This is a genomic window from Streptococcus mitis, assembly GCF_946188585.1.
Lineage (GTDB): Bacteria > Bacillota > Bacilli > Lactobacillales > Streptococcaceae > Streptococcus > Streptococcus mitis_DG.
In genome coordinates this window covers 33,120-47,229 of sequence record NZ_CAMHVI010000002.1, presented here as the reverse complement: position 1 = coordinate 47,229, position 14,110 = coordinate 33,120, and the positions used below count along the sequence as shown (strand labels likewise).

Sequence of the window (14,110 nt, the reverse complement as noted above, 5' to 3'; positions counted from 1 at the left end):
TTCTGCAAAACGCTTGACATATTTCTAAAACATGATAAAATAATAGTCGTAGGGCGGATAAAATCGCTTTCAAACAAGAACAAAATTTTATATAAGGAGATTTTTGCAAATGAACAATCAGGAAATTGCAAAAAAAGTCATCGATGCCTTGGGCGGACGTGAAAATGTCAACAGTGTTGCCCACTGTGCGACTCGTCTTCGTGTCATGGTCAAAGATGAAGGAAAAATCAATAAAGAAGTGATTGAGAACTTGGAGAAAGTTCAAGGTGCTTTCTTTAACTCAGGTCAATACCAAATCATCTTTGGTACAGGTACAGTTAACAAAATGTACGATGAAGTTGTTGCACTTGGTTTGCCAACATCATCTAAAGATGACATGAAAGCAGAAGCTGCTAAACAAGGAAACTGGTTCCAACGTGCTATCCGTACTTTCGGTGACGTTTTCGTTCCAATCATCCCAGTTATCGTAGCAACAGGTCTCTTCATGGGTGTGCGTGGTCTCTTGACTGCTCTTGGAATGACACTTCCAGCTGACGTGACAACTTACACTCAAATCTTGACAGATACAGCCTTCATCATCTTGCCAGGTTTGGTTGTGTGGTCAACCTTCCGTGTATTCGGTGGAAATCCAGCCGTTGGTATCGTTCTTGGTATGATGCTTGTTTCTGGCTCACTTCCAAACGCTTGGGCAGTTGCTTCAGGTGGTGAAGTAACAGCTATGAACTTCTTTGGTTTCATCCCTGTTGTTGGTTTGCAAGGTTCCGTTCTTCCAGCCTTCATCATCGGGGTTGTCGGAGCTAAATTTGAAAAAGCTATCCGCAAGATTGTTCCAGATGTGATTGACCTTTTGGTAACACCATTCGTGACACTTTTGGTTATGTCTATCCTTGGACTCTTTGTCATCGGACCAGTATTCCACGTCGTTGAAAACTACATCCTTATCGCTACAAAAGCGATCCTTAACATGCCATTTGGTCTTGGTGGTTTCTTGATTGGTGGGGTTCACCAATTGATCGTCGTGTCAGGTGTGCACCACATCTTCAACTTGCTTGAAGTTCAATTGCTTGCTGCTGACCATGCTAACCCTTTCAACGCTATCATCACAGCTGCTATGACAGCTCAGGGTGCTGCGACTGTTGCGGTTGGTGTTAAAACTAAAAATCCAAAACTAAAAACACTTGCTTTCCCAGCTGCTCTTTCTGCCTTCCTCGGTATTACAGAGCCTGCTATCTTCGGGGTGAACTTGCGCTTCCGTAAACCATTCTTCCTTTCATTGATTGCTGGTGCGATTGGTGGTGGATTGGCTTCAATCCTTGGACTTGCTGGTACTGGTAATGGTATCACCATCATCCCTGGTACAATGCTTTACATCGGTAACGGACAACTTGCCCAATACCTTCTTATGGTAGCTGTATCATTCGTTCTTGGTTTCGCTCTTACTTATATGTTTGGTTATGAGGATGAAAAAGAAGTTGCTACTGAAGTAGAGACAGAACGTTTGGTCCAAGAAGAAACAACTGGTAACATTCCAGCAGCTCTTCAAAATGAAACACTTGTAACTCCTATCGTTGGTGACGTTGTAGCTCTTGCTGATGTAAATGACCCAGTCTTCTCAAGTGGAGCAATGGGACAAGGTATCGCTGTGAAACCTAGCCAAGGTGTGGTTTATGCACCAGCTGATGCTGAAGTTTCAATCGCCTTTGCGACAGGTCACGCCTTTGGTTTGAAAACAACTAACGGTGCTGAAGTCTTGATCCACGTTGGTATCGACACGGTAACAATGAACGGTGAAGGTTTCGAACAAAAAGTTGCTCAAGGTGACAAGGTGAAAGCAGGCGATGTTCTTGGAACATTTGACTCAAACAAAATCGCTGCAGCTGGACTTGATGATACAACAATGGTTATCGTTACAAACACAGCTGACTTCTCTTCAGTAGCTCCAGTCGCAACAGGTTCAGTTGCGAAGGGGGATGCTCTTATCGAAGTGAAAGCCTAATCTTTCCTAGCTAAATGAAAACGAACAAATGACATGTTTGTTCGTTTTTGCTTGAATGGTAAGATTTACAGAGGAAAATCTAAAAAATAGAGAAATTTAGACTTTCGAAATATGCTATAATAAAGAAAATAAAAACAAGAGGTTTATCATGACAAAATTATATGGAAGCTTGGAAGCGGGCGGTACAAAGTTTGTCTGTGCTGTCGGTGATGAAAACTTTAACGTTGTAGAAAAAACACAATTTCCAACAACAACTCCAATCGAAACAATCGATAAAACCATTGAGTTCTTCTCAAAATTCGATAACCTTGCTGGTCTTGCAGTTGGTTCATTTGGTCCGATTGATATTGACAAAAATTCAAAAACTTATGGCTTTATCACAACAACTCCAAAACCTCACTGGGCAAATGTAGACTTGCTTGGTGCCCTTCGCCGCGCCCTTAACGTGCCAATGTACTTCACTACAGACGTAAACAGCTCTGCCTACGGTGAAGTGGTTGCCCGTAACAATGCTGGTGGTCGTATCGAAAACTTGGTTTACTACACAATCGGTACAGGTATCGGTGCAGGTGTTATCCAACGTGGTGAGTTTATCGGCGGTGTGGGTCACCCTGAGATGGGTCATTATTATGTTGCTAGACACCCAATGGATATTGAAAAAGAGTTTAAGGGTGTTTGTCCTTTCCATAAGGGATGTCTGGAAGGCTATGCAGCTGGTCCAAGTTTGGAAGCTCGTACAGGTGTTCGTGGGGAAAACATTGAACTCAACAACCCTGTTTGGGATGTTCAAGCCTACTATATCGCTCAAGCTGCGGTCAATGCTACAGTGACTTTTCGTCCAGACGTGATTGTCTTTGGTGGTGGAGTTATGGCTCAACAACACATGCTGGACCGTGTCCGTGAGAAATTCACAGCTCTTCTCAATGGCTACCTACCAGTGCCAGATGTGCGTGACTACATCGTGACGCCAGCAGTTGCAGGAAATGGTTCTGCTACTCTTGGAAATTTTGTCCTTGCAAAAGAAGTTTCAAAATAAAGCACAAAATCCGCTTGGGAAACCAAACGGATTTTTTATGTGTCAAAGCATTTGCCAGAAAAAGTCGATAATATAGGTCAGACCGTAGGTATAAACCACGAGGGTAAAGGGTTTGGTCAGAATGATGATGGTCATATAGCGCTTGAAACTCATCTTGGTCAGGGCAGCCAGCATACAGAGAAAGTCAGCTGGACTAATGGGCCAAATCATCATAAAGATAAAGAAACGGTCAAAACGATTGCCCTTGTCCAACCAGCCGATATACTTGTCGTAGGTACGCTTGCTGACGACAGACTGGACAAAGGCAGCTCCATAGAGGCGCACCAGATAGAAGATAATGGCACAGCCAATCACGATGCCGATATAGTTGTAGATTGTCCCGATGATGTGCCCGTAGATAAAGACCCCAGCCACCGAGGTCAAGGCCCCAGGAATGATAGGGACGACCGTCTGTAAAATCTGTAAAAAGATAAAGAGAGGTGGCCCCCAGATACCTGCCTGCTGGATAAAGGCAGAGAGGGTTTCCTTAGACTGTAAAATCCCAGCCTGATAAGCCCAAATACAGAAAATCAAACTGCTAACCCCACCGACAATTGATGAGACATTGATAACTCGCTGCAGAAGGGGAGAAACAGCTTTCATTTGTTTATCCTGTGACATGTAAACTCCTCATAGATAGTATATTTCTACTATACCATATTTTGGAGGAGAAAGGGGGAATGAGTCTTTTTGATGAGAAATAGATGGGAATACAGGCCTTCGAGACATAGAATAGGTCTATTTCCTAAAGTTTATGTGTATTCTAGGTTTAGAATAACCGTAATTGAATAAATTTAAAATTATTCTACTGCTGACGGCGGTGGTCAATGCTCAAGAGGAATATGACCAAGTGGAAAGTAAGGCGCGTGCTCACAAGTCTGCCAAGGAAGTTGGCAAGACTAGACAACTCCGTACCGAACTTTCAACTAGCTACGACCTCTTTATGCGCTATACCGCATCCAGTGCAGAAGCTTACCCTGAAAAGGAACACCTGACTCAACTACTCAAGGAACTCAATAGCATCCGAGATAGCAAGCGTCGTCTCATCACTAGCAACAAGAAAGATAAAAAGACCAAACCAACAGAACCAGCCCAAGCAGCAGGATAAAGACAACCCCTTAGAAGCGGATTTCTAAGGGGATTTTTGTGGCTTCGTGGTATAATTTTATTAGGAAAATTAAAAAGAGAAAATAGATTCGATGTAAGATAGAAAGGAAAAGAATGCAAATACAGTTAATAAATTATAATGGGCGTAATGAAAATAATTATAGTGTAACGAAGTGTAATTCATTTGGGGAGGCCCATTCATTAGATTCTTATGATTTAAATATTATCGATTTGACTAGTTCATCAATTTGGTTAAATCGTTGTTATAATAAGGATTTTGAAAAACTAGGTTGCGATAATGACTTTCAAACGCTATTAACTAGCGTTTGTCACTCATCTAAGACAAAATTCTTATACATTCTACCACCAAATATTAGCTTTAAAACGGAATATGCAACACCAATTAGAGGAAGAGGCAAAGATTTTTTGTCTAGGGAGCAACTTAAAGATATTATCAGGTATTTGGTTCATAATTTAGAAAAAGTTATACCAATAGATATTGATTTGTATTACGAAAAAACTCATACAAATTTGTTAGGTACCAAACTATCAGCTGATTTCTACTTTGACTCAAGAATGGGGGACAATTATTATGACGGTTATAATCTACCAGAGGATATGGTCTATTCAGACGGAAGTGAAAAATTAGTATTTGTATCACATGGCAAGTATTCATTAACTACTCTACAAGCTAAAAATAATGATGAATTATCAGTCTTGGTACAAAATGTTTTGATGGACGAAACCGAAGAAGAGGCACCTGACTGGTTTCAAGAACTACATTTTTTGATGATATTAAACAAGATGAAGCTATACAAATAGAAAATAAAAAGATTGAAGAGTCTAAAGATAAAATAAAAATTTCAAAAGAAATTATTCGTGAAAATAAACGTTTTGAATCAATTTTATTTAAATCAGGATTGGAATTAGAAGTAATTTTGATAGAAATGTTAGAAATAATGTGTGATGTTCAAAGTGAATTTGAAGATAGAAAAAATGAAGATTATTCTTTCGAGAAAGATGGGATTCATTACATTTTTGAATTTAAAGGACTAACAAGAGATGTAAAAAAATCAAATGTTTCACAATTAGTGACTCACGGACATATTTATGAAGAAACAAAAGAAGTTGTTCCAGACGTAATTAAAAAGATAATCATAGTAAATCGATTTAAGGATATAAAACCTGAGAAACGACTACCTGTTAGCGTTAATGTTATTGAAGTAGCCAGCAATGCGGCTAATAATGTATTAATAATAGATAGTCTTATTTTCTTAAAAATGTTTGAACAGTTTAAATCAGGAAAATTAAGTTCAGAAGATATACTGTCTCATTTCCTAGAAGTCGGCTTGTGTGAATTAGATAGATAGGAGGAATACGATTAAATCAAATATTAAACAGCACGTTGTTCCTAAAAGTTATTTAAAACGATTCGGCAAGAAAAATCTGAATAATAAAGGCTATAATATAGCAGTTAAACAATTAAAATCTAATAAAATTTTTATAGATTCAGTTGATAATGTGGCGTTTAGGAAAAACTTTTATGACGTTAGTGATAAAAAAGATTCTAAACATTGGGAGAAATTTTTCTCCAGCGAGATTGAACCTTTATATGGACCAGAGATGACTAACATAATTGCTTCACTAACGTTATCTCAAAAAAAGAATGATGTTTTAACAGTTTCTCAGATTTACTCGTTATCTAAAATGATCATTTTTCAAGTGTTAAGAGTTCCAGGATTTTTAGAACGTAGGTTTGAGAATGGGAAAATTATGTTTGATGAAACAATCAAGGAAACATCCGAACAGTTTGAATTACATCCTGAAATAATAAAAGGCATATTAGAAGATTTTAATAACAAAGATGACTTTATAAGAAATATGCTTATTTCATTAATTGCAGAGGTAGATAGACTGGAAAAACTTTCTAAGGTATTAGCTGATAAAATTTGGTTAGTTTATTTCAATAATTCTAGTGTTCCATTTATTACAAGCGACTCTCCAGTTGTGATGTATAATTTTATTAGAAATTCAGTTTCATACGCTGACAACGGTGTAGGAAGAGATGATACATTTATCTACTATCCATTATCTAGTAAAATTCTTATTAAAATAGTACCAAGGAACTTTTTGGGAGTAAAAGTGGAGAGTTTGAATAATACACTAGCAGTTCTTTCGAATCATGATACTCCTTTTATAAATTCAGTTAATAATCTTCAAGTTAGGCACTCTGAAAGACAGATATTTGTTCATTCAGATTTCATGGATTTCTTAAAGACTATTTCTAATACATAACCAAAATAACGCATTATTTTCGTTTTATATAAAGAAAACCCACTCACTCTTTTCACTTTGAGTGGTTTTTCTTGAAATATGATAAAATAGAAAAGATAATACATTAATTAAGGAAAGTAAAGATGGCAAGTAAAGAAAATGCAGAACGCAAGGAGCTGCATCGTAAAATTTGGGCGATTGCTGATGATGTTCGTGGAGCTGTAGATGGTTGGGATTTTAAGCAATATGTCCTAGGTATCCTTTTCTATCGTTTTATTTCAGAGCACATGGCAGACTATTTTGACCGTGCTGAGCATGAGGCTGGGGATTTAGAATTCCGTTATGCTGACTTAAGTGACCAAGAAGCTGAGCAAGATTTCAAACCAGGGACAGTTGAGGATAAGGGTTTCTTTATCCTTCCAAGTCAATTATTTGAAAATGTCGTCAAGAACGCTTCACAAAATGAAAATTTAAATGAAGAGTTGGCCAATATTTTTCAAGATATTGAAAAGTCAGCCATTGGCTTCAAATCAGAAGATGATATCAAAGGTTTGTTTGATAACTTGGATACACGAAGCAATATCCTTGGTGGAACTGTTCCAGAAAAAAATAAACGACTTTCTGACATTCTAAATGGTATCAATAGCATTAACTTTGGTAACTTTGAGGAAAATGACATCGATGCATTTGGGGATGCTTATGAGTTCTTGATTTCCAACTATGCAAGTAATGCAGGAAAAAGTGGGGGTGAATTTTTCACACCTCAGACAGTCTCTAAACTACTAGCTCGTCTAGTGATGGTCGGCAAGGACAAGATTAACAAGGTCTATGACCCAACATGTGGTTCAGGCTCTCTCCTCCTCCAGATGAAAAAACAATATGAAGAGCATATCCTAGAAGATGGTTTCTTTGGTCAAGAAATTAACATGACCAACTATAACTTGGCTCGTATGAACATGTTCTTGCACAATATCAATTACAATAACTTTGACATTAAGCGAGGGGACACCCTTTTAAATCCTCAACATTTGGAAGAAAAGCCTTTTGATGCTATTGTTTCTAACCCTCCGTATTCTGTCAAATGGGTGGGAGATGGAGATCCAACTCTAATAAATGATGACCGCTTTGCGCCAGCTGGTAAGCTAGCTCCTAAGTCAAAAGCTGACTTTGCCTTTATCATGCATAGTCTCAATCACTTGTCCAATAAAGGTCGAGCAGCTATTGTATGTTTTCCAGGAATTTTCTATCGTGGAGGAGCTGAAAAGACTATTCGTCAGTATCTAGTAGATAACAACTTTGTTGAAGCAGTGATTTCTCTTCCAGACAATCTCTTCTTTGGAACTTCTATCGCAACGACGATCTTGGTTTTGGCAAAAAATAAACTAGAGAACAAAACGCTCTTTATCGATGCGAGTAAGGAATTCAAAAAAGAAACTAACAACAATGTTTTGACGGATAGCAATATCGAACATATAGTTGAATTATTCTCTAATTATCAAAATGTTGACTATAAATCTGCTCTCGTTGATAATGAAGTGATTGGTTCAGAGCAGGATTATAACCTTTCTGTCTCAACCTATGTTGAACAAGAAGATACACGTGAGAAGATTGATATTGATGAGCTAAATAAAGAAATCGAAGAGACAGTTGCTAAGATTGATTACTTGCGTGCAGAGATAGATAAGATTGTAGAGGAATTGAGCCATGGCAAATGATGTAATTCTCTATAGAACTGATGATGGGGAGTCAGCTATTGAACTCCACTTGGATAATGGAACAGTCTGGTTGACCCAACAGGAACTAGCTGAGCTCTTTCAAACTTCCAAGCAAAACATTAGTAAACATATCAAGGCCATCTTTGAAGATGGTGAGTTGGATGAAACAGTGGTTGTCAACTATCAGTTGACAACCACTCGTCACGGTGCAATGGCTGGGAAAACTCAGTCAAAAAAAGTCGCCTTTTATAATCTCGATATGATTTTGGCGATTGGTTATCGTGTGCGTTCCCCTCGTGGAATCCAGTTTAGACACTATGCTTCGACAGTCTTGAAAGAGTATCTGATCAAAGGCTTTGCTATGGATGATGAGCGCTTGAAAAACTTGGGTGGAGGCTCTTACTTTAAAGAACTCCTTGAAAGAATCCGAGACATCCGCTCGAGTGAAAAAGTCTTTTATCGTCAGGTCTTGGATCTCTTTGCTACATCAAGTGACTATAATGCAAATTCACCAGAGGCAAAGAAATTCTTTGCGACAGTTCAAAACAAGATGCATTACGCCATTCACCACAATACTGCCAGCGAACTCATCTACAATCGTATTGATAGTGAAAAGGAGTTTCTGGGCTTGACCACTTTTAAGGGCGACCTCCCTACTCTATCTGAAGCAAAAGTTGCCAAGAACTATCTGACAGAAAAGGAACTCCGTGGGCTTAACCAGCTTGTATCAGGATATCTAGACTTTGCTGAAAGACAGGCAGAGCGAGAAGAGGTCATGACTATGGCTGACTGGGTAACACACGTAGATCGTATCCTTCAGGCTACTGGAGAAGACTTGCTGGACAATAGTGGCTCTATCTCTCGTGAACAGATGGAGAATAAGGTAGATAAGGAATATAAGAGCTATCAAACCAATACCCTCAGTCAAGTTGAAAAAGATTACCTCAAGGAAATTAAAAATATTGAAAATCTAGCCAAGGAAGGAGGTAACTGATGAACATCCTAGAAGAAATCCAAAACTTTTCCGTTGAGTGGAAAGAGTTGGGGGAAGTAGTAGATTATGAGCAACCAACAAAATATATTGTATCAAGTAAAGCTTATACTGACAGTAATGAAATTCCTGTTTTAACTGCGGGACAATCATTTATTCTAGGCTATACAAATGAAAAAGACGGTATTTATCATGCTAGCGAAAACAATCCTGTTATCATTTTTGATGATTTTACTACATCAAAACAATGGGTAGATTTTAAATTTAAAGTAAAATCATCAGCAATGAAAATGCTAACGATAAAAGATGAATTTGAAAACGAAGTTTTATTACGCTATGTATGGCATTATTTGGGTACAATAACTTATAAACCAGATCAACATGGTAGACAATGGATTGGAACTTATTCAAAGTTTCTTATTCCCATCCCACCCCTAGAAATTCAAGAAAAAATCGTGCAAATACTTGACAAATTCACCGATTATGTTACAGAATTGACCTCAGAATTGACCTTACGTAAAAAGCAATATTCTTATTTTAGAGATTATCTCTTGAACTTTGATGAAGATAGTTCGGGGGGGGGCGAACAATAAAGTATATCAGGTGGAGTGGAAGACGCTGGGGGAAGTTTGTGATGTGCGTGATGGAACACATGACTCGCCAAATAAAAAAGCTTTTGGTAAATATTTAATAACCTCCAAAAATGTCAAAAATGGTTCGATAATTTTTGATAGTGCTTATTTTATAAGTGAATCCGACTTTGATAATATTAACAAGAGAAGTAAAGTTGATATTGATGATTTGTTATTTACTATGATTGGAACTGTTGGAGAAATAGCTCATATTACTGAGGAGCCAGACTTTGCTATTAAAAACGTGGGATTGATTAAGACACAAAGTAGAATTTTAGCAAGATATTTATTACATTATTTACAGTCAACATATGCCAAAGATTATATTTTAAGTAATAGTAGTAAAGGTAGTCAAGTGTTTCTTGGACTTGGGAAATTAAGAAATTTTCCAATACCATATGTGGAACCTAAAATCCAGTCTCGTATCGTTCAAGTTTTAGACAACTTTGATACGGTTTGTAATGACCTTAACATCGGACTACCCAAGGAGATTGAACTACGCCAAAAACAGTACGAATATTTTCGAGAAAAACTCTTGACATTCACCGCCGAAGGCGTGTACACTGAGAGTAGAGTAGAGTAGAGGAGTGGGACAACTCCGCTATTATCAAGCTTTTACAGTGGGTATTTGGTCCAATTCGAGTGGAGTTGGGAGCAGTTGCAGAATATAGCAAAAAGAGGATTAGTGTGACAGAACTAACTCCTGAAACTTATGTTGGAGTTGATAATTTGTTACAAGATAGAAAAGGGAAAACAGTTGCTACATTCTTACCTAATCAAGGGAGTGTTACAACCTATAATCAGGGTGATATATTGATTGGTAATATCCGACCTTATCTAAAAAAAATCTGGTTTTCTAATCAAGTTGGTGGGTCAAGTGGAGATGTCTTGACAATTCAAAATTCTATAACCCCTTTTATGGAAAATAAGTATTTATATTATATTTTATCAGATGATCGATTCTTTAATTATAATGTGCAATACTCAAAAGGTTCTAAAATGCCACGAGGAGATAAGCAAGCAATTATGCAATATAAGTTTATATTGCCATCACTTACTGAACAAGAAAGAATCGTCTCTATTCTTGATAATTTTAACACTTTAACTAACTCTCTTTCTGAAGGTCTTCCAAAGGAAATTGAACTAAGACAGAAACAGTATGAATACTGGCGAGAACAATTATTAAACTTTACTAGATAAACTCTTTAATCATATTGAGATAGAATCTCAATTCAAACAAAAAAGGAAGCATGCTATGGTTGATTATTCAAAAGTACATGAAGTAATTGCGGAAACAAATGAAGGGATTCTCTTGGCTGAGTATCAACCAGAGTATCGCACAGATAGAGAGTATCAGTCAGAGGCTGATTTAGAAAATCAGTTGATTTCAGATTTGGTAAATTATCTTAACTACGAACGACTAGATATCCATACGCCTGAAGAGCTCTTAGCAAATGCCAAGGTGCAAATAGAAAAACTTAATAAGGTGACTTTTTCGAATGCTGAGTGGGATCGCTTTGTGGTAGAGTATTTAGACTGTCCCAATGAAGGTCTAGTTGAAAAAACTCGAAAAATTCAAGAAAATCATATCTATGACTTTGTTTTTGATGATGGACGGATTAAAAATATTTCCATTCTTGATAAGAAAAACATTCATAACAACAGCATGCAGGTCATCAACCAGGTGACCCAAGTGGGTACTCATACCAACCGTTATGATGTTACTATTTTAGTGAATGGTCTACCGTTAGTTCAGATTGAATTAAAGAGACGTGGAGTTAGTCTGCAAGAAGCCTTTAATCAGGTTCACCGTTATAGCAAGGAAAGCTTCAATAGCGAAAATTCTTTATACAAATACATTCAGATTTTTGTGATTTCGAATGGGACTTATACACGCTACTTTGCTAATACGACTGCTCAAAATAAAAATCACTATGAGTTCACCTGTGAATGGGCAGACCGTAAGAATAAAACAATTCACGATTTAGAAGACTTTACTGTCACTTTCTTAAGCAAGCGAGTGCTCTTAGAAGTTTTGACCAAGTATTGTGTTTTTGATGCTGATAATACCTTGCTCATCATGCGTCCTTATCAGATAGCAGCTACTGAGAGTATCATACGCAAGATTCATTCATCTAATGAGATGAAAAACTTTGGCTCTATCAATGCTTGTGGCTATATCTGGCATACGACGGGTTCTGGGAAAACTTTGACCAGCTTTAAGACTGCACGCTTGGCAACAGAGTTGAATTACGTTGACAAAGTGATATTCGTCGTTGATAGAAAAGACCTTGACTACCAGACCATGAAGGAGTATCAAAAATTCCAGCCAAATTCAGTCAATGGTAGCAACAATACCAAAGAACTCCAACGAAGTATCGAAGAAAATGATGATCGAATCATTGTCACAACTATTCAAAAGTTAAACAAGTTTATCACAGCAAATCCAAATCATGAAGTCTATGCTAAAAAATGTGTCTTGATTTTTGATGAGTGTCATCGTTCGCAGTTTGGGAAGGCGCAGAAGCGGATTAAGAAGGCCTTTAAACAGTATGCTTTGTATGGATTTACAGGAACACCGATTTTCCCAGAAAATAGCTTAACGGGTGAAACGACCCAGGAAGTTTTTGGAGAACAACTTCATAATTACGTTATCACAGATGCTATTCGAGATAAAAAAGTATTGAAGTTCAAGGTTGACTATAACTATATCAAGCCTGAAATCAATAAATATAGAGAAGCAGAAAAAGCAGTTGGTCAAGAGCTTGATGAGAAGAAACTCAAAAAGATGGAGAAGGAACTCCTTTTGCATCCAGAACGGATAGCAACCATCACAGAGTACCTGTTGAGAGTTTATAATGACAAAACGCATCGAAATCAACATTATACTCATAAGCAAAAACAACTGTTTGGATTTAATGCCATGCTGGCTGTACAAAGTATTGAAGCAGCAAAATTATACTATGAAGAAATCCAGCGACAACAAGCAGCTTTACCAGAAGCTAAACGCTTAAAAGTTGCAACCATTTTTAGCTTTGCACCTAACGAAGAACAGTCAACTTATGGGGAAATTCAAGACGAAGAGCTAGACCCTCAAGATACAGCTATGTCTCTATCTTCTAAAGAGTTTCTGGCTAAGGCAATCTACGACTATAATCAAATGTTCAAGACGAACTTTTCGACAGATGGTAAAGAGTTTCAAAATTACTATCGTGACCTTTCTAAACGAGTTAAGTCCAAGGAAGTGGATTTACTGATTGTAGTGGGTATGTTCTTGACAGGATTTGATGCTCCGACCATGAATACTCTCTTTGTCGATAAAAACCTTCGTTATCATGGATTGATTCAGGCATTCTCGAGAACCAATCGAATTTTTAATAGGGTTAAACCTTTTGGAAATATTGTTTGTTTTCGTGATTTAGAAAAGGCTACGCAAGAAGCTATTAAGACTTTTGGAGACACAAATAAGCTTGAAATCATCTTAGAAAAAAGCTTTAGTGAATACATGGATGGTTTTGTCGATCAGGTAACGGGTATCGAGGTCAAAGGATATACTGCGGTTTGTCGGGAAATTCTGGAAAAATTCCCAAATCCGCAAGAAATTGAAACCGAGCATGATAAAAAGGAGTTTGTTAAGTTATTTGGTGAGTTGTTGAAACTTGATAATGTTCTTCGAAATTATGACGAATTCCAAGAAATCGACAAACCTATTTCTGAAGGTTATCTTCAAGATTTAAGAAGTGCCTATGTGGAAATTCGAGATGAATTTTTGAATCTTAAAAACTATGAAAAGACCAAGGATTTGGATGTTGACCTTTCAGATGTCGAATTTGAAATTGAGTTATTAAAAACTGATGAGATTAACCTAGACTATATCTTGGCATTGATTGTTGAAAAATCGAAGAATTCTGAGTCTAAAGAAGTAATGAAAGCAGAAGTTAGTCGTGTGATTCGTTCTAGTATCGATATCCGTGCCAAAGAAGAGTTGGTTATTGGGTTTATCAATGACACCGATTTGCAAAAATTGAAAGACCATGATGGGATTATCAATGCTTTCTATGAATATGGCAAGGAGCGCAAGAAAATCGCAATCCATGACCTAGCTGAGTCTGAGAAACTTGTAGCTGATTACCAATTATTCATAGACAAATCAATTCAACGAGGTTATGCTGAAAACAGTGGGACTGATTTGGATTCGATTATTCCACCAACTTCTCGTAGACAGGGAGCGCGTGAACGGAAAAAGCAAGAAGTTTTACGTAAGATTCAGTTGTTAGTAGAGACTTATTCAGGTATTTAAGGATTGTTGACTAATATTTA

At 37.4% G+C, this 14,110-nt stretch carries 12 protein-coding genes and 1 pseudogene; 12 read left to right on the top strand and 1 reads right to left on the bottom strand.

What is annotated here, in order from left to right; genetic code table 11:
• Positions 1–109 precede the first annotated feature (109 nt).
• Both N8M66_RS02925 and scrK read left to right on the top strand, forming a co-directional pair.
• Positions 110–1,996 carry a sucrose-specific PTS transporter subunit IIBC gene (locus tag N8M66_RS02925; protein WP_261045532.1) on the top strand — a complete coding sequence of 629 codons (1,887 nt, stop codon included), beginning with the start codon at positions 110–112 and terminating at the stop codon, positions 1,994–1,996.
• Between the two features lie 148 nt (positions 1,997–2,144).
• Entirely contained in the window at positions 2,145–3,032 is an 888-nt protein-coding gene (gene scrK / locus N8M66_RS02920) for a fructokinase ScrK (protein WP_261044124.1), read from the top strand.
• Between the two features lie 42 nt (positions 3,033–3,074).
• Here the strand turns inward: scrK and N8M66_RS02915 are convergent, their stop codons facing one another.
• A complete protein-coding gene (locus tag N8M66_RS02915; RefSeq protein ID WP_261045531.1) occupies positions 3,075–3,692 on the bottom strand; it encodes a TVP38/TMEM64 family protein in 618 nt (205 codons plus the stop codon).
• Between the two features lie 187 nt (positions 3,693–3,879).
• On the opposite strand from N8M66_RS02915, the pseudogene N8M66_RS02910 reads away from it, so the two are divergent.
• From N8M66_RS02910 to N8M66_RS02865, 10 genes and pseudogenes are all read left to right on the top strand, one after another.
• Positions 3,880–4,179, top strand: a pseudogene (locus N8M66_RS02910) (DUF6261 family protein); the annotation flags it as partial.
• Between the two features lie 113 nt (positions 4,180–4,292).
• Entirely contained in the window at positions 4,293–5,000 is a 708-nt protein-coding gene (locus N8M66_RS02905) for a hypothetical protein (protein WP_261045529.1), read from the top strand.
• 125 nt (positions 5,001–5,125) lie between these two features.
• Positions 5,126–5,548, top strand: a complete 423-nt coding sequence (locus N8M66_RS02900; RefSeq protein ID WP_261045528.1) for a hypothetical protein — start codon at positions 5,126–5,128, stop codon at positions 5,546–5,548.
• Complete coding sequence (locus tag N8M66_RS02895; protein WP_314725943.1) at positions 5,541–6,473, top strand: DUF4238 domain-containing protein; 933 nt, start codon at positions 5,541–5,543, stop codon at positions 6,471–6,473. The genes N8M66_RS02900 and N8M66_RS02895 overlap by 8 nt, the downstream gene beginning before the upstream one ends.
• Positions 6,474–6,595: 122 nt before the next feature.
• Positions 6,596–8,167 carry a type I restriction-modification system subunit M gene (locus tag N8M66_RS02890; protein WP_261045526.1) on the top strand — a complete coding sequence of 524 codons (1,572 nt, stop codon included), beginning with the start codon at positions 6,596–6,598 and terminating at the stop codon, positions 8,165–8,167.
• Positions 8,157–9,161 carry a virulence RhuM family protein gene (locus N8M66_RS02885; protein ID WP_261045524.1) on the top strand — a complete coding sequence of 335 codons (1,005 nt, stop codon included), beginning with the start codon at positions 8,157–8,159 and terminating at the stop codon, positions 9,159–9,161. The genes N8M66_RS02890 and N8M66_RS02885 overlap by 11 nt, the downstream gene beginning before the upstream one ends.
• The gene (locus N8M66_RS02880; RefSeq protein WP_261045522.1) at positions 9,161–9,751 is read left to right on the top strand and encodes a restriction endonuclease subunit S; all 591 of its coding nucleotides are present in this window, start codon (positions 9,161–9,163) and stop codon (positions 9,749–9,751) included. Before N8M66_RS02885 ends, N8M66_RS02880 begins: the two co-directional genes overlap by 1 nt.
• On the top strand, positions 9,720–10,373 hold the full coding sequence (locus N8M66_RS02875; RefSeq protein WP_261045931.1) for a restriction endonuclease subunit S: 654 nt from the start codon (positions 9,720–9,722) through the stop codon (positions 10,371–10,373). The genes N8M66_RS02880 and N8M66_RS02875 overlap by 32 nt, the downstream gene beginning before the upstream one ends.
• A 104-nt stretch (positions 10,374–10,477) precedes the next feature.
• Entirely contained in the window at positions 10,478–10,990 is a 513-nt protein-coding gene (locus N8M66_RS02870; RefSeq protein ID WP_261045521.1) for a restriction endonuclease subunit S, read from the top strand.
• A 55-nt stretch (positions 10,991–11,045) separates the two neighbouring features.
• Positions 11,046–14,090 (top strand): type I restriction endonuclease subunit R, encoded by a 3,045-nt coding sequence (locus N8M66_RS02865; RefSeq protein ID WP_261045520.1) that lies wholly within the window; start codon positions 11,046–11,048, stop codon positions 14,088–14,090.
• The last annotated feature ends 20 nt before the right edge of the window (positions 14,091–14,110 follow it).